Raw genomic sequence first — 24,688 nt, 5'->3', positions numbered from 1 at the left:
GACCCCGGCCGGCGCGCACGGCCCAGACTGGCACGCCACCCGCGCCCTGTGGGGCGATATACCGAAAAGGCCCCGCCTACCGAAGTAGACGGGGCCGGCTGGCCGTAGGTCAGAGTCCCAGATCGCTGGCATCAAGCCAGAGCGGGGCAGGCATGTTCTTCTTGTAGGAAGGGTGGATGAGATCGAGCTTGGCTTTGAACTCCGCATAGTTCGAGCTCAGCTTCATTAGGGTGACTACTGATCCGAGGTGCTCCCGCAGCTTGGGATAGCCAATGTCTGTGGTCAGGTACTGGAACATCCGACCGGTCTTGGCGGATTTCGCCTGCTCACGCTTGAGCTCATCCCGCACAGCAGGAGCCAGGCGGTCGTAGACGATGTCATTCGTCAGGTTCCCGAAGTACTGCGGCCGCTGCACGGATGCCGGATCGTACGGAAGTCCGCGTAGCCGGAACATCTCCTTGTAGAAGTCAGCCGGGAAGGTCTTGACCCAGGGTTGCAGTTCCTTCGCCACAAAGGCCTGCAGTATTCGCGACAGGGCGTCCTTGGTGCGGATCTCCTGATAGCCAGTGGCTTCGTCGACTAGGGCGATAATTCCGACGGTCGCAAGTCCACGGATCAGGATCTCTGCCTGCGTTGCGATGCGCTGCTGATTCGCGGGCAGCTTCCTGTCGCTCCTCGCGGCGAGATACACCTCGCAGATCTTCGGAAGCAGCTCAGCCCGGTAACCGTTTGCTCTGGAACCTTGCGGAAGGCGGAAGGCAACCGGATGTGCTTCTTCACCGATCCCGGCGGTGTACGGACGGATTGCCTTTCCTTGAAGAATCGGCGGAAGCTGCGGATCGACATCATCCGCGTCTGTACCTGCGGCACGAGTGTGCCTTCCAAGCGCGCGAAGCAAGGCACCCTGGGTGATCACCCGGGTTCCATCGTCGAGGACGTAGCACTCAATCTCGATGTCCCCGATGATCAGGGGCCGATCCACCGACCCCGCGTAGACAGTGGGTATCTCCGCCCATCGAGCGGCCGCCCCCTTCTTCGCCACCTCACGTCGCTCGTCTGCACTCATGCTCGCGGCTCGCGCCTTGCCCCCGGCAGCTCGCCCTTCTGCCTCAAATAGGCCCGTGTTGCTCGCCTGCTGATTGTCGCCCGTCATGCTTGCATTGTACATCGGTTGCAAGCATTTTGCGCGCGATGCTTGCGCGTTCGTATACCGAAGGGTTCCGTCCGCTCGCCGTGATTCCGCCGCCTTGCATCAAGTGATCGTCGAACATACATTCGAGTCATGATCGAGCCGCGCCCTATCCGTTTCGACGTCGACACGTGGATCGTGATGCGGAACGACAAGGTCCTCCCGAAGGCCGTCATCCAGCGAGTGCACCACCGGCAAGGCGACCGGTACCTGCTGTTCCGGTGGGACATAGACCCGCAGAAACGGCAGCTGATGAACGTTGTCGACTCGCTCGAGAAGGCGAACGATCTCGTCCTGTACGACCCGACACCGACCGGGGTCACCCCGTTCGCCGGATACCCGCCAACGACGGTGAAAAGCCCCCGCGCCCGGCCGTAAAAAGGCCAGTCGCGGGGGCGACGAGCGTTGCGAACTATGCGGGCAGGCTGCTCGCGTTCACCACGGTGTTCTTGAAAGCAGCCCACGACGTGTCCCAGTTGAAGGTGACCATGGGAATGTTCCCGAGGTTGTCCTGGCCTCCCATCACGACCGCGTAGTTCTGGGCGCCCTGCGGCACGATGAGGTAGACACTTCCGTTACGAGCAACGTAGAACACGTCGGTTCCTTTCAAGGTTGGGACTGGTGCTGCGCCGCCGGGGTTGCCCCCGACGCCTGGGAGCGAGTCGTAGCCGGAATAGACCGGATATGCGTATCCAATGGCGGACTGTCCGCGATTGGTGTTGTGGTGAACGACGGACGAAGGCCACGGGTTTGACCCCGCGTTGCCCTCGACCGTTTCAACGCCGTTGGCCGAGTCGTAGACGAGCCCAACGTGGTCGATGCTGGAAGTAGTGCTTCCAAAGAAGATCAAGGCGCCCGTCGTGGGAACCGTGCCGACTCGGCCCTGTGAACGGTAGAAGGGGTACGGGTCTTCAGCGTCGACCAACATCCCAAGACCGTTGTTGTGGAGGAGCCAGGTGACGAACCAGGCGCACCACTCTCCGCTCCAGCTGAGCCACGGATCCGTGACTGCTAAGTCGCTCTTGACCTGGGCCAGGGTGCGTCCGGTCTCACCGACCGCCATCGCCTTCACCTGGTTGAGTGACAGCGGCGAGGCAGCGTGGGCCGGGGCCGTCGAGATGACGACTCCTCCCATGACGCTCAAGGCTGCCAACGTGCCAGCTCCGGCGAGTAGCGAGCGACGCGAGAGGCCGGACTCGAGTGCGGTGTTCGCATCTGAGGTGACCAAGCGTTCCTCCTTGCATTTGGATGCCCAGATCCTCTCGACAGGGAAGGTGCCGGCGAAGCTCCCAATAGTGGGTCTATCCCTCATATGGGGGCAGTCGATAGGTTCGGAATTGGTTGCCAAATGTCAATAAAACGACCAGCCCTCAACTTCTTGGCACGGCGCCCCGTGACGCCCCGAAGCGACTTGCCAAGACGCGAGGCGGAACGTTTGTGCTGCGTTGGCTACCCCCAACCGGGTCGTAGAGCCGTCCGCCGACCGAGCCTAGGATCGCGCCATGAGCAACGAGACTCCCTCGCCCCAGGCGACGCCTCCCGCGCCGACAACTGTCTACGTGAATGCCACGCCCACCGGCGCGTACGGGCCGCCGCTGCCGCCCCGCAACGCAGCCACTGCGTACCTGCTCGTGCTGTTCACCCTGATCGGTGTCGCCGGCATCCAGCACTTCTACCTCGGGAAGATCGGCCGCGGCATCCTGTGGCTGCTCACGTTCGGGATCTTCGGCATCGGCACGATCGTCGACCTCTTCACGTTGCCGTCGCAGACGAAGACGGTCAACGCGCGCCGCGCGGCGGGGATCCGCTGATGGGTCTCTACGTCCGCAAGCGGGTCGCGCTCGGCCGCGGCACCCACGTGAACATCTCGAAGACAGGCGCCTCCGTCTCGAAGCGCGTCGGCCGGGTCACCTTCAGCTCGCGCGGGCGGCTCAGCGTGCGCGTGCTCCCCGGGCTCACGTTCCGCACCAAGCTCTGACACGACGAGAAACGCCCCCGCGACCAGCCGTGAGGCTAGCCGCGGGGGCGTTGTCGTGGAGGTGTCAGAGGCTGGCGCCGACGGTGAGGAACTCGAACCCGTCAGACGGGAACTTGTCGTCATCTCCGTCGGTCGTGGTCGCTTCGAGCATGACCGTGTAGGTTCCGGCGTCGAGGGTGCCGTCCAGTTTGCACGTGACGACACCGTTGACCGGGTCCGTGATCGTCGAGTCCAGCACGGTGGTCGCAGTGCCGCCGACCTGGCGGCACCACAGCTGCACCGTGCACCCTGTGAGGTCGGCGTTCGCGGTGAAGGTGATCGACCGCTTTTCGCCTTGTTTGACTTCAGCGCCCATGGGATCGCCTTTCAACGTGTGGACTTCTGCGTACCCGGTGAGGGTGTGGATGGGTGCGTGGCCGGTCAGGGTGCGCACGGCGGGGATCACCGGTTTCGTGTCGCTGGCCACTGCGGTCAGGACACCGGAACCGGTGAGGGCTGCGATCGCGACCACGGTCCCCGCTGCTGTCGCGTGGAGCAGTCCTGTGCCGTTGAGCACCGCGGCCCCGGTGAGTCCGGGTGTTGCGGTTGCGGCGAGCGTTCCCGTTCCGCCGAGTGCGGCCGTGGTGGCGGCGCTTGACGACGACGCGGTGAGCGTGCCCACCCCGGCCAGGGCGGCAGCTGCGACGCCTGCCGGTTTCCCTGTCGCGCTCAGCGTGCCCGCACCGGTGAGGGTGGCGGCGGCCGGAACGGACGGTGCCGCGGTAGCGGTCAAGCCTCCTGTACCGGACAGTGCTGCGGATCCCGCCGTGGACGGTTTCCCGGACGCGGCCAGGGTGCCGGTGCCGGACAGTGAGGCCGAGCCGGTGACGGCGGGGGCTGCGGTGATGACGTAGAGCCAGTCGTGATCGCCGGCCGCGTTCGCGCCAGGGTTCGTCAGCGTGGTCGTCCACGTCAGCGACGTGCTCGTCCCGGATGTCGGGTCGATGCGGGTCAGGCTCGGGCTTGCGCCCACCTTCGTCGCGTCGAGCACCACGGACGTGTTCACCGACGAGTCCGGGTTGTACAGCAGCGCGAGGCTCTTGTCTGCGGTGACGGATGCCACCGCGTACGACGACTCGAGCGGATCCACACCGCTGCCGGTCATGGTTCCTGTCGCGGTGTCCGTTCCGGCGCCCGAGGTGATGAGCGTCGTGGACGGTGCGAGGTTCTGCCACCCGGTCAGTGCTGCGACAGCGTTGCGGATCTTCCCGAGCTCGCCCATCGCGGTTGTCGCGAGCGAACCCGACCAGCCGGTGTGCAGGTCCCAGTAGTGGGTGCCGGAGATGTCACCGATCGCGCCCTGCGCGTACGACCATGCTGCCTGCCGTCGAAGCGTCTGGTCGGTGGTCGCGGGCCCGTTCTCGTTGTTCTCGCCCTCGTACTCCGACTCCCCGAGGAAGTACGGCTTCGACGTGGCGGCCTTCGCGGTGCGGGCCAGCTTGTAGGCGGCCTGGTACGTGTACCCGTATTCAAGGTCGACGCCGCCGACGATGGACGTGTTCGAGCTGGACCACTGGTCCTGGTAGTTCTCCGTCGTCCACAGGTGGGTATCGCCTGCCGCTTTGATGGCGGCGATCATCGCGTTCACGGATGCGACGCTGGACGCCCAGTTCGTTGACGGCCAGTCACCGCCGGCACCCCAGATCAGGTTCGGTGCGGTCTTGTACCGGGTGCCGAGGAACGTGCCGAACGCGGTCCAGTGCGAGCTTGCCTGCGCGGCGAGGTCGTACAGTGCCCCGGAGCCGGACTTCCCACCGAACGCGGGGAACAGCATCACCGTGATCCCGCGGGATGCGGCACCCGTGATGATGGCGTCGAGGCGGGTCCAGTACGACTCGTTGTACCCGGTCGACCAGTCGGCATAGTTCGTGAACGGTGCCACCCCGTCGAACGTGGCAGACACCGACGACGCCACACCGGCACCGGAGGTCCCGAGCGCTTGCACGATGATCAGGTTGAACCCGGCCGTCTGCGCCTGGTCCATGTAGGTCATCGCGTCCGTGGTGGACACGTTCTGCGGCAGGCACCACGGCGAATCGCCGCGGATCAGGAACGGTGCCCCGTACTGGTCGAGGAGACGGTTCCCGGTCACGGTCGTCGCGAACGGTGGCGTCACGACCGGACCATGCGCGGTCAGGGTGCCGCTGCCGGACAGCGCCGCCGTACCGGATCCTGCGTGGCCGGACGCGGCCAGAGTGCCCGTGCCCGACAAGGCTGCCGCCCCGGGCGTGCTCGGCGTGGTCGCCGGAGTGTTCATCGCCGTCGTGACGTCCGCCGCGACCAGCGCCGAGGGGTAGAAGCGGGCATCGTCGACGATCATCGACCCCGGCTGGTCAGTCGAACCACCCATGTAGAAAGTGTCCGCCGAGGTGAACGCTCCCGGTGTCGGCAGATCCGCCGTGCCCACGGACGCACCATTGACGAACAGGGTGAGTGTGCCGTGACCGCCGGACCCGGACGAGAACGCAACCGCCAGGTGATACCAAGTCCCCGTCGACAGAGTCGTTCCGTAGTCAACCTCGCCAGAGGATGACGCGGTGGTGCGGAAGAACGTGTCCAGCGCGCCGGAACCGGACGCTTCCAGGAAGAATGCCCGGTTGGATGCTTCCGGCATCTCGATCACGGACGAGTACCCGGATCCGAAGCTGGTGAACTTCACCCACGCCATCAGCGTCCAGAACGGTGTAGACGCCTGGAACGGGGTGGACGTGGCACCGGCCGCCGATGAGGTCTGCAGTCCGTTGCCGGTGTGCCCCGACGTGGTGAACGTGCCCGAGACGATGGTCGCCGTGTTCCCATTGCCCGACGAATCGGCCGACGTGCTGCCTGAGCTCTCAGGGAAGCCGTACTCGGCACCTAGTGCGGCCATGCCCGGCCTCCCGCCTTACGCCTGCGTGTACGTGAACGTCACCTGATAGGTGCCCTGCGAGGAGAACACCTGCGACGTGATCGAGGTCGCGTCGCGGATGTCGGCGGTACCAGCGGTCGCGGACACAGCGACACCCGCATACGTGACCGTGGTCCCTGAAGGAACATCGAACGTCGGTGCGCCGGTGATCGCGGAATTCGACGGGGCACTCCACGACATGGCCTTCCGCGCGTACGCCGGAGAACCACCCGTGACCTCGTTCGTCGCCGAACCGGACGTGCCAGGACCGGTCGAGGTGAACAGGCACCCGTAAGGGGCTGCGACGCCGTACGCGGTCGCGACAGCGTTCCGCTGGGCAAGGATCGAGATTGCCATGACTACTCTCCCTCAGGGGTCGTGGCCGGGAACGTCTGCCCCGCCAACGGGTGATTCAGGTTCGCGGGGACGTGGGTCGCGCCGTGGTACCCGGCCGGGCCAGCGTCGGGTTCGTCGGACACTTCCACCGACTGCCACCGGGTCCGCGCGTCGGCGACGTACGCGTCGAGGAAGTCGGGGCGCACGTAGTCGATCGCCTTGTGCTCCGCGGTGCCACCGTCGGGCAGAGCCACAACGCTGCGCATCGTCACACGACGCTTCGTGATCACTTCATCGGACATGAGTTCTCCTAGTTGTTCGGGTGATGCCAAGCGGATTCGCAGTGGTCGCACGTGACGCCACAGCAGCAGTCGGGATCGCTGCAGGGGTGACGGCAGGAGCAGGAGTGCTCACTCACCGGGCTCGTCCTCCGCACGCTCCGTGAGCTCCCGGACGGCTTCCTTCGGGAGCGTGTCCTCCAGGACGCCGAGACGCTTGTGATCGCGGACGAGCTTGTCCTGCACATCCGTCAGGGTCTGCTCCTGCCGGTCGTTCGACGCCTCGAGCGAGTCCATCCGGCCGTGCATGCCCTCCATCGAGGTCTGCAACTCACGCACCGTCTCGAGCGCTTCGGTGAGCTCCTCGCGCAGGTTCGTCTTGTGGTCGTTCTCCACCTGCGTTCGGAGGCGGTCCATCATCGTGGACGTGTCCGCCATGAACTTCGGCAGCTTCGCCCACGTGTCCGCGAAGAACACGATCGCCTTCAGCGCCGGCCACGCACGACGGATGCCGATGATGACCAGGACGGCGACGATCACCCAGACGATGATCTGAGCCAGGGTGACGCCGCCGATCTGGTTGGACAGCCAGTTCCAGTCCATCTTTGGTGCCCTCCTCAGGCGGGGAGGGCTACTTCTTGCCGAGGTTCGCGAATCCGGTCGACCCGACCAGCGCGACCGACGGGGCGGTCAGGATACCGGCCGTGACGACGAGCCATCCGGGGAGGATGCCAGGGTTCGTGGCCGCGTATCCGAGGATGCTTCCGCCAAGGGTACCGATCGCGCCGATGCCGCCATAGATGGTGCCACGGAGCCACTTCGGCGCGCCGGACAGGGAGTCGACGATCTCGCCCTCGATGGTCTGCCCTGCGGTGGAGTTGATCGCGTCGGCGATGTGCTGCCCGATCTCCTGCGCACTCGTCGGGTCGATCTTGATCCCGACCGGCGTGGCGGGTTCCTTCGTGATCCCGTTGTCCGGGTCGGCGATCGCTGCGGCAACGGCGGCCGGGTCCTGGTTCGACACCGGCAGGGGTGCATCTGCGGGGTACTGGGTTGCGTCCTGGCCTGCGGGGACCTGGATGGTGGGGTCGCTCATGCGTGGACCGCCTTTCCGGTGAGAGTGACGTCGAAGTCGGGCACGGTGACGGTGATGTCGCCCGTGCTGAGGGTCGGGTTCCCGGCAGGGAACTGGGCTTGCAGGTTCTGCAGTTCCGCCAGGGAAACGACGATCACCTTCGAACCGGCGGCGTGCAACGCCGATGCGGTTCCGTTCTCGATGATGTGCGCGAGCTTGCCGCCGTCGAGGGCGAAGATGCCCCCGCCGACGTCGTTGCATTGGATGATGAGGGGCATGTCGTTCTCTTCCTCTTCGGGGGTGGCGATGATGTCGGCCCACGCCGTGTTGTGCCAGTCGGCGTCGAGCCCGTTCACGGTGCCGTCCTGCTTGATGTATCGCGGGTCCGGGTTCGGCCAATACCCGTAGTCGTCGGGACCGCCGGGACGCGCGTACACGCGGCCCATGCCGAGGTCGACGCAGGGTTGCCAGTTGAACCGGTCGTTCACGGACTTGTTGAAGTACGGGAAGAACGCCGACCACGGAATATCCGGCCGCACCGAGCGGACACCGGTCGCGAAGTCGATCGCTTCCTTCGACCCCCAGGCGTGCGTGTTCGTGTCACCTTCGTCCTCGCAGTCGATGAGGATCCCCGACTTCCCGACCACGAACGCGAACAGGCAATGCTGCGCGAACGTCACACCCACCGTGTACGCGTCGAACGGACCATTGAACACGTACTCCGACGACGACCCGAGCTGCTGCGCCACCCACCCCGTCTGCGTCTGCGCGTACGTCGTGACCGCAACCTCACCCTGATTGCAGCGCAGCGTGCACACGAACACGTTCTCGCAGCCGCTGATGTCAGGGTTCGGGCCGTTGTAGAAGCCGACGTCGCTCGAACGGCGTGAGAAGGTCATGCGATCCTCACAATCTCGAGCGTGTTTACGTGAGCCGTTCCAGGGGATGCCGTCGCCGACACTCCGGTGTTCGGCTGGATCGCGATCGTGTCGCCGGCGGCCAACGGCAAGTACTCGGTGACCGAGCAGAGCGAGTTCGCAATGGCCTGCGCGTTCCCCGATTCCTTCTCCGAGGTCCCGTTCTTCATGACCTTCAGACAGAACGCCACCGCCGTGGACTGCTTCAGATCCGTGACCACCATGTACGTGCCGGCGAATGGCGCGACCCAGTTCTTGTTCGTCGAGTTCCACGCGGAGTGCGTATCCTCAACGATCGTGGAATAGGGGATATTCACGAGTCCCGTGAGCGCGGTCGCGGCCAGAATCGACGCCTTGAACCGGACCGCACCAGGTGCGGGCACGAACGCGGACCCGCTCCACGAGTAGAACCCGTTGTAGGCGGGTGTCGGATCGGCGAGGACGGTGGCCTGCTGCTGAGGTGGGACGTTCGTCGCGGTGATCTTCGTCACGTACGCCTGCACCTCGGCGTACGTATTGAACGTCCACTCGCCAGGATCCCCGGACCACTCAGGCACCCACGAGATGGTCGGCGCGCCAGCCGTCGGCACGTTGATGTACGCGACACGGTGCGACCGTGCGGGTGCCGAAGGTGGCAGGCTGCCCGTCGCCGCGCCAGCCGTGTAGACGAGCTGCACCGTCCGAGCGCCGCTGCTGTCGCCCTCGTCCTTGTCGGACAGGACGACGTCGAGGCTATCCACTCGCAGCACGCCGCCGGCCGGGTTGATGTTCCCCGTCTCGGCCGCGGCGAACGCGTACGTGTACGGGGCCGCCCCAGCGTTCGATTCTGCATCGATCACACCGACGAACGGCTGCACCGCGTACGTGTACGGGCCCGTGCCGACGACCGCGGCGATGCTGCCCGGTGTGCCGACGCGGATGCCGGACTTCGCGCCCAGAGGGCGAGCGGCGGATCCGATTGCGACGAACGGGGAGACCATCATCTGTCGGAGCTGCCGCGCCGTGTACGACGGGTCACCCGCCGTCGACCAGTTGAACGCGAACGCTGTGCCGGCCATGTGCCCTCCTTGGGGGTATACGTGCGTGTCGGGGGAATGTGTTTAAGTTGCGAGGTGTCTGACACGGGGGAGACCACGAAACTGCGACTGCGACGCAACCTGATAGCTGGCGGCATCGCCCTCGGCATCGTTGTTGCCGCGACAGGAATCGGGATCGCCGCTGCGACGGCGCGGCAGGCGACTGGAGGGGAGAGCCCCGTGAGCATCACCAAGACCACCGGACCGACAGAGACCGCGACATCGGAACCGACCGAAACGCCCACCCCGATGCCGAGGGATCCGGTAACCCCGACGACGTCAAGCAGTGACCCGGCGCCCAGTGACTCCACGCCGCCTGTGCCGAGCGATCCGTCGCCCACGACGCCGCAGTCGGTCGTGGTGCCTGATCCGAACCGCGGGAGCGCTGGCTCCGGGACCGGCGGCGGCACTCCAACGTCGGCGCCAGTCGACCCGAACCCGCCGGCACCGGTAGCGCCGCCTGCGATCCCGCTGCCGAACCCTGGCGGCCCAGGTGGCTCTAACGGGTGAACATGACGAACAGGTTCACCGATGCGACATTGAACGTGGATGGGGCCCACCCGTGGTCCGAACGAACCTGCAACGCGGCTTCGACATGCCCACCCGACAGCCCAGTGAAGCTCCAGAGCAACTGAGGTGTGAGGTTCGGGTAGTAGACGGGACCGGCGATCGCAGACGTATTCGTCTGGGCGTAGATCGAAATCTCTTGGCTGACACCGAACCCGCCAGTGCTTGACGCGGCCGTCCGCAGCCTGCTGTAGAACCAGTCCGTGGTACCGCTGGGCGGTTGACAGTTCGCCACGACCTGCCCGAACACGACGACGCTCGCCGTGGTGAAGCCGTCTGGGACCGGTACTTGACAGACGGCGACGTCGGTGTCGTCGCTCGGATCGGAACCTGACACGCCGGTTGGCACGGCGAAGCCGAAGCCGTTTCCGAACTCGGACTCAGGCGTGGCAAACGCGTACGCGAGTGCGGCGGAGCGCTCGACGTTCGCGCGCTGCGCGTCGCGTTGACGGCGGATGTCGTCGTCGTCCTGCGGCGGCATGTTGTTCAGGATGCTGCCGGGCACGTGTCCTCCTAGATGTCGGATCCGACGAGCACCGGCGTGACCGTGCGAGTCGGGCCGAGCGTGAGCTTGTAGCCGATGGCGCGAGCTGTTCCCTTGATGCCGCCGGGGAACGCTGGCACGGTCTCGCGACCCTTCGTGTCCTTGCCGCCGATGTCGTAACCGATGTCGTCGCCGAGGTTCCAGTCGGTGCCGATCTTCGGCGTGCGGGTGTCGTCGGCATCCGCCTCGAGCGAGAGCGACCGGGTGCCGCCCTTCATGTTCGCCAGCGCCGCCGTCGCGTACGCGGTGAGAGTGTTGACGTCGGTGATCGACGAGGACGGCGTCCACCGGTACTCGAACGTCGGCCGCAGCGGGTCGGGCGCCGATTGCACCGGTGATTGCAGGCGCGTCGTGCCCTGACCCGATGCGTAGGCAAGGATCGCGTTCGCACCCTTGCCCTGCCCGAACGAGCGCACGCGGGAGAACTTCGACACGTTGCCAGGCATGTCGAACTGCGCGTTCGCCTCAAGCCCCGGCTCGACGGCAGTCCCGACACGGTCGCCGACGTACAGCACGAGCGTGATCCGGCCGGTGCCGTTCCACTCGCCCCCGATGTACCACTCGGGGCCGCCCTCCCAGTTCATGGCATCCTGCAGCGCCGAGTACACGGTCTTGTCGTCCTGGTCGTTGTACGTGATCGTGCGGAGCTGTCCCACCCCGGGTGTGGTGTACTGCACCCGGATGGGGAGACCGCCGTCGGGGCCGGCCGCGACGCAGTTCGTGATGAGGTCGGCGACGATGTCGTTCTGGCCGACGTTCGTGTACGTGCGGGTCCCGGTGAGGCGCTGGTCGAGGTAGTTCTCCCACGTCGGCGTCGAGAGCGCGATCGTGTCCGACTCGGAATCCGTCGCCGTGGCGATGTAGCCGCCCCACTGTGGGACATTGTCGGTCAGCAGCCACAGCCCGGTGCCGCCCTCCGTTGTGGCGCGCTGCCACTCCGGCGGCGCTGACGGAATCGGGAGACTCATCGTGGCGGTTTCGTACCGGCCGATGGTCTGCGCCACCTCGGAGCAGTCGAGACCGTTGAGGTCACAAATGACGTCCCCGGTGAGCATCTCCGTCGCGACCCACTGCAGTTGCACCGACCTACCCCCAAGCCTGAGTTGCCATGACGGTCAGCAGCGCGCCCGAGTCGTACCCGGTGGCGGAGAACGTGAACGTGTTGTCACCGGGCTCGAAGCCGAACCATTGCCGGTTGGTGATGAACCGCGACCTGGATGCCTGCCCTTGCGCGAGCGCGAGGTGGTTCTCCATGTCGACGATGAGGAACTCGCCGGCGCCCAGCACGAGCGACGAGGAGAACGTGAGGACAAGCCCGGACCCGACGTGCGCGATCTGCGGCCCCTGGCACGGGCCGTCAATGCGCAGCATCACAGGGCCGACCTCGTTGCCCGGGTTGAACAGTTCGACCTGCCCATTCGCCACGATTGCGGGGATCGTCAGTCCGCCGGACGGGATCGTCAGACCGCCGGAGGGGATCGTGAGGCCGCCACTCGACGACGGCAGCCGGGTCGTCGCGGTGAGAGTCTGCCCGAGCATGCGCCCGTCGAGGTCGGCCACCTGAAACGACCACGTGAACGCGGTGGAGTTCAGCCACTTGTGGATCACGTCGCCATCACGGCGGACGGTGCACGAGCGTGCGAGACCGTGCTCGGTGAGGGTATAGGTCTGATTGCTCAGCGACACGGCCGCGACCAGGTTGTCGTACGCCGCGACCGCGAGCGCCGGGGTGGGGGCGATCGCGGTGCCGCTGACGACGATGGGCCGAGGCTTCGAGTACGAATCCCCGGCCCACGCGCCACGCTCACGAACCTTCTGCTGCGGTGACAGCGTGCCGGCCGGCGAGTCTGCGACGACATCCTCCGTGATCCAGTCGACCCCGTTCTCGTCGGTCTCCATCAGGACGAGCGAGCCGATCGTCGGATACGCGTCGAGGAATGGCATCAGATCGCCGCCTTCGCATTCTTGATCCGCATGACCTGCTTCGCCGTCGCCTCAGCCGACACGGCTTCGTAGATCTCGAACGTGTCGCCCTTGCCGGACGGCCCGTTCAGCGCACGGTCGAGGAGCGCGTTGAGCTTGCCCGTATCGACGACCGACTCCGGCTTGCCGCCCTCAGCGACACGCACGACGGTGCCGCCAGGTGTGGGCAGGATCGTCGCGCCCTGCGCGAGGTGAGGGATCGTGCCGACATGGATTCCGACCGCGCCGCCGATCGAGTTGACGCCCTTGATGACGCCGTTGATCGCATCGATGATCCCGTTGATGATGCCCTTGACGATCCCGACGATCCCATTCCAGATCCCGGAGAAGATGTCGACGATGCCCTGCCACGCCTTCTGCCAGTTGCCGGTGAAGACGCCCGTCAGGAACACGATGATGCCGTTCAGGATGTCGGTGACCATCTTGATCGCGGGCCCGAGGATCCCAGAAAACGCCTCAGCTCCCGCCTGGATCAATGGCATGAGTGCCTTGATTACCGGAGGAAGGATCTCGGCGAGAGCCTGGATCAACACTGTGATGATCGGCATCAGCGCGGTCAGCAGTGTGGACACGAGCTGCAGGATCGGCTGCAGCAGCTCGGTGAAGAGGCTGATCAGTGGGGTGAGGATCGGCCCAATGAGCTGAAGTAGCGGTTCGAGGAGTGGGAGCAGTGCCCCAATCAGATCCCAGATGACTTTCACGATTGGCATCGAGACCTGGACAAGTTTCCCGAAGAACTGAACCAGCATCGTTATCGCCGGCATCAATTCCTTGAAAGCGCTGCCCAGCGTCTTGCCGAGGATGTTGACGATCTCAGTGATGATCGGCACGAGCATCTTGAACACGCCTGCGAGGTCACCCGTGAGCATCGTGACGACGGACGTGATGACTGGCAAGAGCACCTTGAAAACGCCAGCCAGATCCCCGCCGAGCTGCGTGGCGAGCCCCGTCACAAGCGTGATGAGACTGGGCAGCACGGGCAGCAGTGCGTGGAAGATCAGCGACAGAGGTGAGAACGCCGAGGCGAGCTGCAGCACCTGCGGAAGCAACGGCGCGAAGGTGGGCGCCAGTTGCGCGAACGCGGATCCCACCGCAGAGATGACAGGCTTGAAAGCCTCGAAGGTGCTTTTGAAACCGGCCCCCACAGCGATCGCGATGTTGCCGATCGTCTCGAGAGGCTTCTCCCACGCGCCGACGTCGGCATCCGAACCCTCGCCACTGATGTAACCGTGGAGATACTCGAACGCCGAGCGGACGTGCTCGCTGAATCCCTCGATGACCGGAGTGATCTTGTTCATCACGTCAGCGATGCCACCGACGAGCGGGGTCACGGCTGGCATGACACCGCTCACGATCGCTTTCGTGAGCTCACCGAACGCGACCTTCGAGCGGTTGATCTCGCCCGGCAGCGTCTCGCCTGCCGCCTTCGCTGCGCCGCCGAACTCGGTGCTCAGCTCGTTCAGGATGACCTTCTGGGCGCCCATCGTGTCGCCGGCGGCGACCATCGCGGAGATCTGGTCCTTCTGCGACTGGGTGAACGTGACGCCGACGCGGGTGAGCGACGTGATCCCCTTGACAGGGTCGTTCAGCGCCTTGCCTAACTGGATCGCCGACGATGACGCGTCACCGCCGAGCTTCGCCGCCATGTTCGCGGCAGCGGTCGTCGCGTCGTCGAAGATCTTGTCCGGGCCGACGTTCCTGATGTTCGTGAACGTCTGCAGAACCTGCTCGGTCTTACCGATCGAGTCATACGCCTGACCCGAGTAGCCGGAGATGGACGCAGCGAGCTCGTCCATGCCTTTCACGGTCAGTCCGGCGGCGTTGTTCGTCGACTGGATGCCGGCGGCGAACTGTGCGTTCAGGGCGTCCGCTGCGGAGTACTCCTCGACGCCCTTCTTGATGAACTCGCCGACACCGACCGCAATGCCAACCGCGCCGAGCCCGGCGAGAAGCGTCTCGCCCAGCTTCGACCCGATACCGGCAAGACCGCCGGACTCGCCCATGATCCCTTCGGACAGCTTCGAGCCGAAGCCCTTCGTGTCCGGCTTGACGGGAACGGAAACGGTGCCGCCAGAGAGAGTCTCGCCACCGCTCACGGACGCCTCCTACAAGGTCGCAGCCCACTCGGCGAGTGAGATGGTCGGGATCTCTGCCGGCTTCTCGCCGGGGCGGGGGAGAGGTTTCGGGTCGTCCATCTCGCCGCCCCACGTGCGGACGAGTGACACGGTTTGCGCGCGCAGCACGTCGACGACGGCCGCGAGCAGCTCGTGCGTGGTCTCCCACTGCGCTTCGGGTGTCAGGTGCGCGCGCACTGTCGCGGAGTCATGCGGCAGTGAACGGATGTGCCCGAGGATGCGGCGAGCGCTCCACCGGGACGATCCCCAGCAGAGCGCTCGCAGATCTGCGCCGTAGTAGCGGGTGAAGTCGGCCTCGAGGTGCTCCCACTCCGAGCGGAGTAGCAGCACGAGGCCGGTTATTCCCCCAGCGACGAACCGGTGACGTGAGCGACGATCGCGGAAAGGTCGTCCTTCGACAGGCCACGCTTGACGAGCTCGTCGACGTCGGCCGGATCCTGCAGCAGCTTCGCGAGCCCGGTACGGAAGCGCCCGGCGGTGAAGTCCTCCGCGCACAGCACGTCGAGGTCGCGTTTGACCTGGATGTACCCGGCTTCGATCTTCAGCAACACGGGCGGGAGTGTCGCGTCGACCTCGGCGCGCGCGGCACGGGACGCGGCAAGGTCGATGACCTCCGCGCCGTCGGGCGCTTCGCTCAGGATGCTCATACGCCGGACACCGCGTGGTCGAGACCGAAGATCTGGATCGAGTTGCCGGTCGCGGGCACGAGCGGCTGGAACTCGAACGCGTACGAGGTTTCCTTCGTGCGCGTGCCGGTGATCGTCGGCAGGGTGATGAGCGAGGCGCGCGGGATGTAGATGCGCTGGCTGACGCTGCCGTCGGACCAGTCGATCACGAACGCGTACTCCATGAGCGCGACCTGGTCGGGGATCTGCAGGGTGTAGGCGCCGGCAGTGCCGGGCACGACGGTGCCGCCCCACGCGAGCGCGGCGGTGTCCATGTTCGTCTGCTGCAGCTCGAACGCGATCTTGCGGGTCAGCTCCGTGATGATGTTCCGCAGCGCCTGCACCGACTGCCAGCCCATCACGGGCGTGGTCTTCAGTGACGGCGTGACCGTGAACCCGTTGGCCGCGAAGCCGAGGTTGTGGAACGCGGCGTCCAGGGCGGTGACGGAGTCGGTCGGCGCGGTGCTCCCGACGGGAGCTTTCCAGATCGCGCCCGTGCCGGCGACGCGGATCTGCGTCGCGTCGAGGGTGGGAGTCGTGGGCATCGTGGTGCTCCTTTCGAGAGCGGGTTACTTGTGGAGCAGGACTTGGTAGCGGGCCGTGTAGCGCGGCACGGGCGGGACGGAGATCGTGTCGGGCAGCCATCCGGGGCCGACCTCTTCGGCGGCGGACACGAGCGTCCCCTCCGCGACGACGTCGTTCGCGATCGCGAGGATCGCCGAGCGGACCACGTTCGTGAGCTGCTTCGCGGCACGCTTCGTGGACGCCATCACGTCGACCTGCAGAGCGGGCTCGTCGATGTACGCGCGATCGTGCGCCGTCCCCCCTGCCCGGTTGACGAGCACAATCGGATACACCGGGCTCGCCGGCATGTCGCTGCTGAGTTGCGTCGCGGGGATGAGGGCGAGCACCTCTGGCCGTGCCTTGAGGTACTGCAGCAGCGCGAGCTCGTCATCCGGGATGGCGACGATGGGATTCGGCATCGTCAGCTCCGCTTCTTGAACTTGTACCCGGCCGCCTCGACAGCGCGCCGGAGAATGAACCGGGCGGGCACACCGCGCGACGGAACGCCGAACTCGAGCCACGCCGACTTGAAGTCGGATGCGAAGACGCGGGCGCCGGTCTTCGTCTTCTGGACGGTGATCCCGGCCGCGTACTCGCCCGTCTCTTCCGGGGCGGAGTCACGCGCGACCTCGGCGATCCGATTCGCGATCTCCTCCGCACTCGCACCCACCAGGGGCAGCTCGAGCACCTTGTCGTCGAGCCCCTCGGCCGGTTCGAATCGGATGTCGTCGTCGGCCATCACGTCACCGTCGTGAGCGTGACCTCGATGTGCGACACCGTCCGCGTCCGCGGGTTGTACACCTGGTACGGCTGACCATCGACCTGGAACGGTTGCGCCTGCCCCGGGAAGCTGATCACCGCGAGCGGCGTCACGACGGAATCCGGGTGGAGGAACGCCTTCCACTTCGTGACGGTCGTGTCGCGGCCGTTGAGGTACTCGACGGTGTCTTTCTGGTCGAGATACCCGAGCTCGTCGACAGGCTGCCCCAGCGCGGTCAGCGGCGTGTTTCCGTAGTCGTCCGGCGGGCCAGGTTCCATCAGTTGCACGATGACGGGCTGCGTCATCAGACGGATCACGCTCATGAGATGGTCGCGTCCTTGTACTTCGCCAGAGTCTTCGCCTCGATAGCGGAGAACCCGTCGGCCTCCATCGCGTACTTGACCTGGTATCCGCCGATGCGTTCGCTTTCGATGCTCACGGGGCTGGAATAGGCGCGTGCGGCGACACCGAGGACGACGCCGAGGATCGACGACGGAAGCTGAGCGAAACCGTCGATCGGGGTCGAGTCGGTGACGAACCCGTGCGAGTACGTGACACGCCACGAGCCCGGCGACGGCGGCCAGAAGACACCGCAGCCCGGACGACCGGCGATGATGCCCAGACGCGTCGAGACGGTGTAGAGGCTCGGATCCACCGTCGTCCAGGTGCCTTGCGTGGCGTCGAAAATCTCCAACTGCGTCACCGAGACGACGGGAAGCTCGGGCAGCACGATATATGCGCCGTTGATCGGGTCCAGGGTGACGATGTCGTCCTGGATCGCGTCGAGAGCCTGCTGCAGTGCGTCGCGCACCATGCCGGACGCGATCTGCAGGTACAGGATCGCCGAGGGGTCGCCGCTCGCCAACGTCGTCTGCATGTACGCGCCGAGCTGTTCGACGTTGGCGAGCAGCGTGTTCGGCATCAGCTACTGAACCTCAGCAGTCGTGGCCGGGGCGACCTCGGGCGTTTCGGGGGCGGCGATGACCTTAGTCTCGATGGTCTTGCCGGTGAGCGTCTCGTAGTCCGAGACGTAATCGGTGGGAGCCATGACGCTCTCCTCTCGTTGAGTGCGGGGCACCGACTTGCGCAGCCGATGCCCCGCAGGTGGATCACGCGGTGAGGGTGACGGTTCCGAACCCGGCGGGCCGGTACACAGCGAGAGCGAGACGTTCCTCCGCCTTGAGCGTGACGAGGTCGGTCTCGAAGTCGTTGTTGTTCGAGTTGGTCATGTCGAGGGTGATTCCGTTGCGGCGGAACACCTGGCCCGACTCCTGGAATCCGCCGACGAGGACGGTGCCCTGCGCGATCGCGGTCGTGATGACCGTCTTCACGCCCCACAGGTTGGCGACGTTCGCCGGGCCCGGGTTGCCGTACGCGCCGGTGAAGGGGCCACCGGCGTAGTACTGGCCCTGGCTGTCCTTGCCGAGACGGATCGTCTGCCAGTCCGTCGGGTGGATGACGATCGCATCCGGCTCGACGAACGACACGGCGCGAAGGGCGGTGATCTGGTTGAAGATGCCCTCCATCGCCTTCACCGCGGTGAGGCCGGCGGCCGTGACCACGGGGGTCGCAAGGCCGGAGCGGTTCAGGATGCCGAGCACGTTCGGTGCCGTTCCGTTGCCGTTCAGCAGCGCGCTCTCTTCCTTGCGCTGGATGCCGAACACCATGCGGTTCTGCAGGTACGCCTGGAACTGCTCCGCGTCCTGGAACATCTCGACGGTCGGCTTCGCGATGTTCGCGATCTTCCCGACGTTGTCCTGACGACGCGCGAGGGTGAGGTCGAGCTGCGGGATCGCGCCCTTCTCCAGCACGGCCCCGGTGAGGTCCTGGAACGCGGCCTCAATCACGTAGCTGATCGAACTGGAGCTCGTCGTGCCCTGCGCGAGCAGGTCCGCGATGGTGAGGGGCTGGAACTTCAGCGGGACGATGCCCGGGAGAAGCTGCGGCGCGACGAGCTGACCGGCGAGACCGGCACCGCCCGAGAACGTCGGGATGATTCCCTCGTCGATGGTGGCCGCTGCCTTGACCTCGATCTGGACTCCCTGGACGCCCTTGCTGATCATCGACTTGTAGCCGTCGGACTCGACGACCTGCTGAGCGAACGAACGACGCTCGACAGTGGGCGCGGTGGCCTCGGGTGCAGCGTCGCCGCCGGAGAGCAGACGCTGTGCCTGCTCGTGCACGGCGATGGTCTCGCTGTAGCCCTTGAGCTCTTCCTGGTACGCGTCGAGACGCGTCTTCTTCTCGGCGTTCGTCAGCGACTCGTCGTTGACGACCTGCCGCGCCTTGGTACCAAGCTCGGCCATCGCCCGCTTGGCTTCGATAACTGCCGACATGGCAGCCTCCAATCAGTTTCCGGGCAACAAAAAAGGCACCCGGTCGGGGTGCCTTGAGTTGCCGAAGAGGGTGAACTAGATGAACTGCGCGGCCTGGATCCGGAGAGCTTGCGCTTCGAGGTCCTTGGCCGTAACCGATTCGGCTTCTTCGGCGGGGGCATCCTTCGTGCCGGCGGCGGGGGCTGCTTTCGCAGCGCCGGCCACGGGGGCGGAAGATGCGCCGGCAGTGTCGGCATCTTCGTCCGGGTCGGGAATCCCGACCACGCTCATGAGCTTGTCGATGGCGGTGTCCGCCGCCTGGACAAGCGCGACCGCCTGCGCGACGGCAGGCGGCAAGTCTGTGAGATCGACCGTGGAGAACAGGTCGATCGCTTCATCGATCGCGGCATCCGTCGCGGAGATCAGGTCGGCCGGGTCATCATCCGCGTCCGTGTCAGCGTCCTTGCGATGCACGCTCTTCGACACGGGCAGGATCTGCTCGACGAGGTTGACCCTCTCCGGCGTGCCGAGTGTTGCAGTGCCGTCGTCGCCGATGGTGTAGCTCGCCTGCCACTGGCCCGTATCTGCGCCACCGCTGACGCGGTAAACGACGGAGTCAGGGAAAGTTGCCACGACGTACGCCCAGATGTCGTCCGTCGGGTACAAGGCGTGCACGGCGTCGCCGAGCGCGCACTGCGCCTCTTCGAACGACCCGCCGACCGTCTTCCGGTCGACCGTGAATGACTTCTTCTCGTCATCCTCCGTACTGGGCTTCGCGCCGAGAGCGACCGCGTGGTCGTGGATCGCTTGGATGTGCTCGGCGTCGGTCGCAGAGTTGCGAGCGCCAACCTTCACCGTTGCTGCCTTTGACGAGAGCACGAGCGCCTCTCTGTTGGAAGGGATGGCCACGAATGCACCATTCAGCAGCTCACGGGTGACGGTCTTCGTTCCATCCTTCGCCGTCGATCGCTCCGTCATGAACGCGACAGACGTCGTGTTGATGTGCCCCTCGTTCACGAGGGTGCGCACCTCCTGCGCTCGCGGCAGCGACGAGTAGGTGCCAGACACGACCAGCTCGCCCGCGTCGTTGATCGAGGGAACACCGGACCCGACGGTTGTCGCCACAGACATGCCGTGGTCACTATCGAACGTGATCTTGTCCGGGAGGGGCTGCTTCCACTCGTCGGGCAGCAGCGTGTCCCCATCCCGGTCCTTCGTCGGTGCCGAGAGCACGACCTCGAACGAGCCCGGGAACTCGTCGTCAGTATTCGTGATCGACGCGTCCTTCTGGGTGATCTTCATGATTCCTCCGTGCTGAAGTCGAGATCGCAGTTGCAGCCGGCAACCTCGTCCGCGCCGCCGCTGTAGTCGCCGGGGCCGTTCATCCCGTTGGAGAACAGCTCACCGAGCGGGACGGTTTCGCCGTTCATCTCGGCGTGATCGGCTCGTGGATTCGGTCCAGTGCTCCATGTCTTCGTGCGGGCGCCGGACAGGCGCGCGGCGACGAGCGCGGCGAGCCCGCCGACGACGAGCACACGAGTGAGGGAGATCTGGTTCTTTCGTGCCTCGATCGTTCCGTCGAACAGACCGTCGATCGTGTCGTCGTCCGACTCGTCGTCATCCGCGGCTCGCTCGAGCGCCGCCGTGATCTCGTCGGCCGTGGCCTGGTTGATCTTCTTCGCCGTCGCCTGCGAGTTGGAGAGCAGCCATTCGGTGATCTCGTCACTCGAGTACTTGCCGCCGAGGTCGGCCGCCACCTTCGCGCCGATCGCTTGCGCGGTCGCCTGCGACAGGGTGTGCAGGATGCTGGCCAGGTCGCCGTCCCATGCAGACGGGTCGAACACGCCAGCCGTCTTCGTTGTCAGCGCCGCTTTCACGGATGCCCGCTGACGGTCGAACAGCTTCCCGAGCTCCTTACGGTGCTCGTCGGTCAGGGCGTCACGGATCGCGGACTTCGAGCCCTTGACCCGTGCGAGTTTTCCCATCACGCTGCGAACCGTGACCGCCTTCGAGATCTCCGAGGCGGCTGCGTCGCTGGCGGCCTCCTGCGCACCCCGCGCGCTCTGCTGCGCCTGCGCCGCCTGCTGCGGATCCGGCGGCACAGCCTCCGTGATCGACACGCGCTGCGCCGGCACACCCAGCGGGACAAGAGCCGCGTTCGCGTACACCTTGTCCATCTCCGGGTCATCCGACTTCGGCATGCCCACAATCTCGAGCGCCTGATTGCCGGTGAAGATGCCCGACTGGCGAAGAGTGACCGCCTTGTCGGCGCGGGTCTCGAAGTCGCCGCGGAGAACCTCGGTCATGTCGAACTCGGTTTCCCGGGCGCCAGGGGCGAAGAACTCCGGCAGGAGTGCGTAGTCAATGACGGACTCCATGTCCTCCAGCCGCGGCGACATCGTGTCCCGGTACATCGAGCGCATCTGCTCGGTGATGTTCGAGAACGTCGCGTGATCGAGGATGTGCACCACAGGCGGCGGCACGTCGAAGACCATGCACGCTTCCTGCAGGTTCATCTTCCGTGACTCGATGTACTGCATCTCCTCGGCGTTGAGCTGCATCGCCACAAGGGTCATGCCCTCTTCGAGCACAACCGTGCCGGCCATGTTGTCCACGCCGCCGTGCGCCGCGTCGAACTTCGCCTTCAGACGGTCCTGCGCGGTCGCGGACAGCTCGCCGGGGTGCGTGATCACCGCCGACGGGCGAGCGCCACGCAGCCACCAAGACGCGTTCGCGCGGCGGGCAGCGTCCTCGTTCAGCAGCGTCGACCGTAACGGCTCAAGCCGCGACAGCCCGCGCATCAGGTTCTCCGGGTTGTACCGGAGGAACGGGACGACGTCCTCCTCAGGCGCGTACAGGATCCCAGCAGAGGCGACACCGAGAGTGAAGATGTACTCGACCTGGCCGTCCTCCTTGCGGTGCACAGCCACCCGGGACGGGTGCATCGGCAGCAGATTCACGACCGGGCCGGACTGGACGGTGCGTCCGAACGAATCCTTCGCGATGTTGGCGCGCTGCTTGTACCAGAACGCCTCACCGAAGACCTCATAGGTCGAGAACGTCCACCGCCAGAACGCGTACGGAGACATCTCAGTCGACGGCCGGGCGATCAGCTTCGCGTACGCCGACGACGTGTCCTGAACACGTCCGTCCCCGGTGACATCCCAGACCTTCACCGTGAGGCGCGCGGCAGCATTCGCGATCTTGTCCACAAGCGTCGCGATAGCCGGCTGCGCACGATACAGGGCCGCATACGTGGCGAACTGATTCAGCAGCCCGAGACCCTGCTGCGCGTAGAAGTAACCGTTCGAGAGAGTCGGCGTGGTCTCGCCGAGAGCCTGAGGTGCGAAGTCGAGAGCTTGGCCGCCAGAGATGATCACGCGACACCTCCCGGCTTCTGCAGGTACAGCACGTCAGCACGCGGAAGGAACAGCTCGCCATCGACGGCGACACGGCTACGCTCGCCAACAGCCACCACGTCGACCATGCGATAGGTCTTCTCGTCGGCGTCGACGAGCAGCCCGTCGAACGACTCACCATTGCGCAGCGTGACCACGAAACGCTCGCGGAGGTGCTGGCGGATGAGCTTGTCGCGTCGACCCATGGCGAGTGCCTCCTCTAGATGACCGCGAGGTCCTCGTCTTCGTACTTGGATCGCTTCTTCGGCTCGAGCCCGAGCACCAGCGACATGGCATTCACGGCGGCAGCGATCGCGTCGATCTTGTCCGCGGCGTGCGCCTTGTCCGGCTTCACGTTCCCGTTGGCATCCATCCACACCGCGAAGTTGTCGGCCTGCCACCGCACAGCCTTGTTCCCGCCATGCCGGAACAACGGCTTCTCGACAGTGCCCTCGAGGAGCACCTTCTGCAGCTCTTTCGTCGGGGCCGACAGCTTCTGCAGCGTCTGCGCCGTCTTGATCATCGGCGCCCCATCGGAAAGTAGGTCGTTGACGAGCTGCGACGAGTTCCACGGGTCGAACGCGATGCCGCGGACGTTGAACGCTTCCCGGTCGTGGTTGATCTGCGTGCGGACTGCGTCGTAGTCGGCGACGTTCCCCGGTGTCACGGTCAGCAGCCCCTCACGGACCCACACGGTCGCTTCGCCGGCCGTCCGCTTGTCGAGGTCCTCGAGGTTCGCCTCCGGCGTCCAGATCCGCCACAGCGCATCGAACCCGCCGCGCTCCTCGGACGGGAACAGCCAGCACAGGGCGGTGAGGTCCGACGTCGACGCGAGGTCGAGACCACCGAACGCGTCCCTGCCCTTGAGCTTGTCCTCGTACACGAGCGACGCGTTGCGATCCCAGACGTCCAGCTTGAGGTACTTCGTCTCCTGCTTCGTCCGCAGCCCGAGGTGCAGACGCTCGAACTTCGCACGATCCGCGGGCGAGTTCTGCGCCTTCGCCGCCTCGGACTTCATGTACGAGCGCGTCGGCGAGATCCCATATCCCGGGTTCGCTGACTTCCACGTCGCCTCGACGAACGGGTCAGCGCCTTTCTCGGCCGCCCAGACGACGCCGTACGTCGACGGATCCTTGATCGCGCCCCGCGCAAGCTGCTCGATGTACTCACGTTTCCGCGCGTAGATAGTGCCCGGCTTGCCGCTGTCCGCCGTCGTGATGATGCAGACCAGCGGTTGCCGGCGGGAGCCGGTGCCGGTCTCAAGCGTCTCCACGAGATCCGGTGTCTTGTGCACGTGCAACTCGTCGACGCACACGAAATGCAGGTTCGCGCCATGCTGCGCGTCGGCGACCGACGAAACAACCTCGATGTACGAACCCGAGCGCGGGTGCAGCACCTTCTTGCCGACCGTGCGCACATGCTTCTTCAGCGTGGGCGCCTTATCCGCGAGCGTCTTGATCGGGTTGAACACGAACCCGGCCTGACGCTCGCTGGTCGCCGCGGTGACGATCTGCGCGCCCTCCTCGCCGTCGGCCGCGAGCATGTAGATCGCGAACCCGCCGACCAGCGTCGACTTGCCATTCTTGCGAGGCACATCGACGTAGAGCTGCCGGATGATGCGGACGTAACCGCCGGCATCCTCATCCCAGACAACCCAGCCGAAGACCGGCGCGATGATGTACTGGATCTGCCAGGGGTCAGGGACCAATGGAGATCCGGCCCACTGGCCGCTGACATGCCGCAGTGCGCGGAAGGCCTTCAGCACCTTGTCGACCCGCTCGAAGTCGAATCCAGCGCCCTTCACGTTGCGCGGTTCGGGCGTCATTACCCTTGGCGGGCAATCAGCGAGCGGAATGCCTCGGGCCTCCATGTAGGCCAGCACTTCCGGGCTGCTCTCCATGGTGCTTCACCTCCCGATAACTCCGCACATACGCAGCGGCCGCTATCAGAATCTCCGGGTCATCATGAAGTAAGCCGATGCC

The 24,688-nt window shown here is 65.7% G+C and carries 29 protein-coding genes; 3 read left to right on the top strand and 26 right to left on the bottom strand.

Annotated features, from left to right (window positions below):
• Positions 1-109: 109 nt before the first annotated feature.
• Complete coding sequence (locus tag HII28_RS02275; RefSeq protein WP_170023937.1) at positions 110-1,153, bottom strand: P63C domain-containing protein; 1,044 nt, start codon at positions 1,151-1,153, stop codon at positions 110-112.
• A 129-nt stretch (positions 1,154-1,282) separates the two neighbouring features.
• Here HII28_RS02275 and HII28_RS02270 point away from each other — a divergent pair, with 129 nt between their 5' ends.
• On the top strand, positions 1,283-1,567 hold the full coding sequence (locus tag HII28_RS02270; RefSeq protein ID WP_170023936.1) for a hypothetical protein: 285 nt from the start codon (positions 1,283-1,285) through the stop codon (positions 1,565-1,567).
• Positions 1,568-1,601: 34 nt separating this feature from the next.
• Here the strand turns inward: HII28_RS02270 and HII28_RS02265 are convergent, their stop codons facing one another.
• Positions 1,602-2,417: a CHAP domain-containing protein gene (locus HII28_RS02265; protein ID WP_170023935.1), complete on the bottom strand. Its 816-nt coding sequence runs from the start codon at positions 2,415-2,417 to the stop codon at positions 1,602-1,604.
• Positions 2,418-2,691: 274 nt separating this feature from the next.
• On the opposite strand from HII28_RS02265, the gene HII28_RS02260 reads away from it, so the two are divergent.
• Positions 2,692-3,000: a TM2 domain-containing protein gene (locus HII28_RS02260; RefSeq protein ID WP_170023934.1), complete on the top strand. Its 309-nt coding sequence runs from the start codon at positions 2,692-2,694 to the stop codon at positions 2,998-3,000.
• Positions 3,000-3,167, top strand: a complete 168-nt coding sequence (locus HII28_RS02255; RefSeq protein WP_170023933.1) for a DUF4236 domain-containing protein — start codon at positions 3,000-3,002, stop codon at positions 3,165-3,167. The genes HII28_RS02260 and HII28_RS02255 overlap by 1 nt, the downstream gene beginning before the upstream one ends.
• A 64-nt stretch (positions 3,168-3,231) precedes the next feature.
• Here HII28_RS02255 and HII28_RS02250 read toward each other — a convergent pair whose 3' ends face one another.
• The 24 genes from HII28_RS02250 to HII28_RS02140 form a co-directional block, all read right to left on the bottom strand.
• Positions 3,232-6,075: a DUF4038 domain-containing protein gene (locus tag HII28_RS02250; protein WP_170023932.1), complete on the bottom strand. Its 2,844-nt coding sequence runs from the start codon at positions 6,073-6,075 to the stop codon at positions 3,232-3,234.
• A gap of 15 nt (positions 6,076-6,090) precedes the next feature.
• Positions 6,091-6,450, bottom strand: a complete 360-nt coding sequence (locus HII28_RS02245) for a hypothetical protein (RefSeq protein ID WP_170023931.1) — start codon at positions 6,448-6,450, stop codon at positions 6,091-6,093.
• A 2-nt stretch (positions 6,451-6,452) separates the two neighbouring features.
• Positions 6,453-6,731: a hypothetical protein gene (locus tag HII28_RS02240; protein ID WP_170023930.1), complete on the bottom strand. Its 279-nt coding sequence runs from the start codon at positions 6,729-6,731 to the stop codon at positions 6,453-6,455.
• Between the two features lie 108 nt (positions 6,732-6,839).
• Positions 6,840-7,310 carry a hypothetical protein gene (locus HII28_RS02235; protein ID WP_170023929.1) on the bottom strand — a complete coding sequence of 157 codons (471 nt, stop codon included), beginning with the start codon at positions 7,308-7,310 and terminating at the stop codon, positions 6,840-6,842.
• A 28-nt stretch (positions 7,311-7,338) separates the two neighbouring features.
• Positions 7,339-7,803 (bottom strand): hypothetical protein, encoded by a 465-nt coding sequence (locus tag HII28_RS02230; RefSeq protein WP_170023928.1) that lies wholly within the window; start codon positions 7,801-7,803, stop codon positions 7,339-7,341.
• Positions 7,800-8,681, bottom strand: a complete 882-nt coding sequence (locus HII28_RS02225) for a hypothetical protein (protein ID WP_170023927.1) — start codon at positions 8,679-8,681, stop codon at positions 7,800-7,802. The genes HII28_RS02230 and HII28_RS02225 overlap by 4 nt, the downstream gene beginning before the upstream one ends.
• Complete coding sequence (locus HII28_RS02220) at positions 8,678-9,757, bottom strand: hypothetical protein (RefSeq protein WP_170023926.1); 1,080 nt, start codon at positions 9,755-9,757, stop codon at positions 8,678-8,680. The genes HII28_RS02225 and HII28_RS02220 overlap by 4 nt, the downstream gene beginning before the upstream one ends.
• A gap of 517 nt (positions 9,758-10,274) precedes the next feature.
• Entirely contained in the window at positions 10,275-10,847 is a 573-nt protein-coding gene (locus tag HII28_RS02215; protein ID WP_170023925.1) for a hypothetical protein, read from the bottom strand.
• Positions 10,848-10,855: 8 nt separating this feature from the next.
• Positions 10,856-11,968 carry a hypothetical protein gene (locus HII28_RS02210; RefSeq protein ID WP_170023924.1) on the bottom strand — a complete coding sequence of 371 codons (1,113 nt, stop codon included), beginning with the start codon at positions 11,966-11,968 and terminating at the stop codon, positions 10,856-10,858.
• Between the two features lie 4 nt (positions 11,969-11,972).
• Positions 11,973-12,830 (bottom strand): hypothetical protein, encoded by an 858-nt coding sequence (locus tag HII28_RS02205; RefSeq protein ID WP_170023923.1) that lies wholly within the window; start codon positions 12,828-12,830, stop codon positions 11,973-11,975.
• Entirely contained in the window at positions 12,830-14,965 is a 2,136-nt protein-coding gene (locus HII28_RS02200) for a phage tail length tape measure family protein (RefSeq protein ID WP_170023922.1), read from the bottom strand. Before HII28_RS02200 ends, HII28_RS02205 begins: the two co-directional genes overlap by 1 nt.
• Positions 14,966-14,974: 9 nt before the next feature.
• Positions 14,975-15,334 (bottom strand): hypothetical protein, encoded by a 360-nt coding sequence (locus tag HII28_RS02195; protein ID WP_170023921.1) that lies wholly within the window; start codon positions 15,332-15,334, stop codon positions 14,975-14,977.
• An 8-nt stretch (positions 15,335-15,342) separates the two neighbouring features.
• Positions 15,343-15,651, bottom strand: a complete 309-nt coding sequence (locus tag HII28_RS02190; RefSeq protein ID WP_170023920.1) for a hypothetical protein — start codon at positions 15,649-15,651, stop codon at positions 15,343-15,345.
• Positions 15,648-16,214 (bottom strand): hypothetical protein, encoded by a 567-nt coding sequence (locus tag HII28_RS02185; protein WP_170023919.1) that lies wholly within the window; start codon positions 16,212-16,214, stop codon positions 15,648-15,650. The genes HII28_RS02190 and HII28_RS02185 overlap by 4 nt, the downstream gene beginning before the upstream one ends.
• Positions 16,215-16,238: 24 nt before the next feature.
• Positions 16,239-16,652 (bottom strand): DUF3168 domain-containing protein, encoded by a 414-nt coding sequence (locus HII28_RS02180; protein WP_170023918.1) that lies wholly within the window; start codon positions 16,650-16,652, stop codon positions 16,239-16,241.
• A gap of 2 nt (positions 16,653-16,654) precedes the next feature.
• Entirely contained in the window at positions 16,655-16,972 is a 318-nt protein-coding gene (locus tag HII28_RS02175) for a hypothetical protein (RefSeq protein ID WP_170023917.1), read from the bottom strand.
• Positions 16,972-17,316 (bottom strand): hypothetical protein, encoded by a 345-nt coding sequence (locus HII28_RS02170; RefSeq protein ID WP_170023916.1) that lies wholly within the window; start codon positions 17,314-17,316, stop codon positions 16,972-16,974. The genes HII28_RS02175 and HII28_RS02170 overlap by 1 nt, the downstream gene beginning before the upstream one ends.
• A complete protein-coding gene (locus tag HII28_RS02165; RefSeq protein WP_170023915.1) occupies positions 17,313-17,915 on the bottom strand; it encodes a hypothetical protein in 603 nt (200 codons plus the stop codon). The genes HII28_RS02170 and HII28_RS02165 overlap by 4 nt, the downstream gene beginning before the upstream one ends.
• 3 nt (positions 17,916-17,918) lie before the next feature.
• Positions 17,919-18,041 carry a hypothetical protein gene (locus tag HII28_RS20420; RefSeq protein WP_277348393.1) on the bottom strand — a complete coding sequence of 41 codons (123 nt, stop codon included), beginning with the start codon at positions 18,039-18,041 and terminating at the stop codon, positions 17,919-17,921.
• Positions 18,042-18,102: 61 nt separating this feature from the next.
• Positions 18,103-19,329, bottom strand: a complete 1,227-nt coding sequence (locus HII28_RS02160) for a phage major capsid protein (protein ID WP_170023914.1) — start codon at positions 19,327-19,329, stop codon at positions 18,103-18,105.
• Between the two features lie 75 nt (positions 19,330-19,404).
• Complete coding sequence (locus HII28_RS02155; RefSeq protein WP_170023913.1) at positions 19,405-20,610, bottom strand: hypothetical protein; 1,206 nt, start codon at positions 20,608-20,610, stop codon at positions 19,405-19,407.
• Complete coding sequence (locus HII28_RS02150) at positions 20,607-22,688, bottom strand: phage portal protein (RefSeq protein ID WP_170023912.1); 2,082 nt, start codon at positions 22,686-22,688, stop codon at positions 20,607-20,609. Before HII28_RS02150 ends, HII28_RS02155 begins: the two co-directional genes overlap by 4 nt.
• Complete coding sequence (locus tag HII28_RS02145; RefSeq protein WP_170023911.1) at positions 22,685-22,912, bottom strand: hypothetical protein; 228 nt, start codon at positions 22,910-22,912, stop codon at positions 22,685-22,687. Before HII28_RS02145 ends, HII28_RS02150 begins: the two co-directional genes overlap by 4 nt.
• Positions 22,913-22,926: 14 nt before the next feature.
• Complete coding sequence (locus HII28_RS02140) at positions 22,927-24,606, bottom strand: terminase TerL endonuclease subunit (RefSeq protein WP_170023910.1); 1,680 nt, start codon at positions 24,604-24,606, stop codon at positions 22,927-22,929.
• Positions 24,607-24,688 lie beyond the last annotated feature (82 nt).

Source organism: Planctomonas sp. JC2975 (genome assembly GCF_012985205.1).
Taxonomy (GTDB): domain Bacteria; phylum Actinomycetota; class Actinomycetes; order Actinomycetales; family Microbacteriaceae; genus Humibacter.
The sequence above is the reverse complement of the archived record's forward strand: the minus strand, read 5'-3'. Positions and strand labels throughout refer to the sequence as shown.

Bases quoted from the DNA above. Each gene is read 5' to 3' on its own strand.
- HII28_RS02275 (WP_170023937.1), bottom strand. From the start codon at position 1,153: ATGACGGGCGACAATCAGCAGGCGAGCAACACGGGCCTATTTGAGGCA.
- HII28_RS02270 (WP_170023936.1), top strand. From the start codon at position 1,283: ATGATCGAGCCGCGCCCTATCCGTTTCGACGTCGACACGTGGATCGTG.
- HII28_RS02260 (WP_170023934.1), top strand. From the start codon at position 2,692: ATGAGCAACGAGACTCCCTCGCCCCAGGCGACGCCTCCCGCGCCGACA.
- HII28_RS02255 (WP_170023933.1), top strand. From the start codon at position 3,000: ATGGGTCTCTACGTCCGCAAGCGGGTCGCGCTCGGCCGCGGCACCCAC.
- HII28_RS02250 (WP_170023932.1), bottom strand. From the start codon at position 6,075: ATGGCCGCACTAGGTGCCGAGTACGGCTTCCCTGAGAGCTCAGGCAGC.
- HII28_RS02245 (WP_170023931.1), bottom strand. From the start codon at position 6,450: ATGGCAATCTCGATCCTTGCCCAGCGGAACGCTGTCGCGACCGCGTAC.
- HII28_RS02240 (WP_170023930.1), bottom strand. From the start codon at position 6,731: ATGTCCGATGAAGTGATCACGAAGCGTCGTGTGACGATGCGCAGCGTT.
- HII28_RS02235 (WP_170023929.1), bottom strand. From the start codon at position 7,310: ATGGACTGGAACTGGCTGTCCAACCAGATCGGCGGCGTCACCCTGGCT.
- HII28_RS02230 (WP_170023928.1), bottom strand. From the start codon at position 7,803: ATGAGCGACCCCACCATCCAGGTCCCCGCAGGCCAGGACGCAACCCAG.
- HII28_RS02225 (WP_170023927.1), bottom strand. From the start codon at position 8,681: ATGACCTTCTCACGCCGTTCGAGCGACGTCGGCTTCTACAACGGCCCG.
- HII28_RS02220 (WP_170023926.1), bottom strand. From the start codon at position 9,757: ATGGCCGGCACAGCGTTCGCGTTCAACTGGTCGACGGCGGGTGACCCG.
- HII28_RS02205 (WP_170023923.1), bottom strand. From the start codon at position 12,830: ATGCCATTCCTCGACGCGTATCCGACGATCGGCTCGCTCGTCCTGATG.
- HII28_RS02190 (WP_170023920.1), bottom strand. From the start codon at position 15,651: ATGAGCATCCTGAGCGAAGCGCCCGACGGCGCGGAGGTCATCGACCTT.
- HII28_RS02185 (WP_170023919.1), bottom strand. From the start codon at position 16,214: ATGCCCACGACTCCCACCCTCGACGCGACGCAGATCCGCGTCGCCGGC.
- HII28_RS02180 (WP_170023918.1), bottom strand. From the start codon at position 16,652: ATGCCGAATCCCATCGTCGCCATCCCGGATGACGAGCTCGCGCTGCTG.
- HII28_RS02175 (WP_170023917.1), bottom strand. From the start codon at position 16,972: ATGGCCGACGACGACATCCGATTCGAACCGGCCGAGGGGCTCGACGAC.
- HII28_RS02170 (WP_170023916.1), bottom strand. From the start codon at position 17,316: ATGAGCGTGATCCGTCTGATGACGCAGCCCGTCATCGTGCAACTGATG.
- HII28_RS02165 (WP_170023915.1), bottom strand. From the start codon at position 17,915: ATGCCGAACACGCTGCTCGCCAACGTCGAACAGCTCGGCGCGTACATG.
- HII28_RS20420 (WP_277348393.1), bottom strand. From the start codon at position 18,041: ATGGCTCCCACCGATTACGTCTCGGACTACGAGACGCTCACCGGCAAG.
- HII28_RS02160 (WP_170023914.1), bottom strand. From the start codon at position 19,329: ATGTCGGCAGTTATCGAAGCCAAGCGGGCGATGGCCGAGCTTGGTACC.
- HII28_RS02155 (WP_170023913.1), bottom strand. From the start codon at position 20,610: ATGAAGATCACCCAGAAGGACGCGTCGATCACGAATACTGACGACGAG.
- HII28_RS02145 (WP_170023911.1), bottom strand. From the start codon at position 22,912: ATGGGTCGACGCGACAAGCTCATCCGCCAGCACCTCCGCGAGCGTTTC.
- HII28_RS02140 (WP_170023910.1), bottom strand. From the start codon at position 24,606: ATGGAGAGCAGCCCGGAAGTGCTGGCCTACATGGAGGCCCGAGGCATT.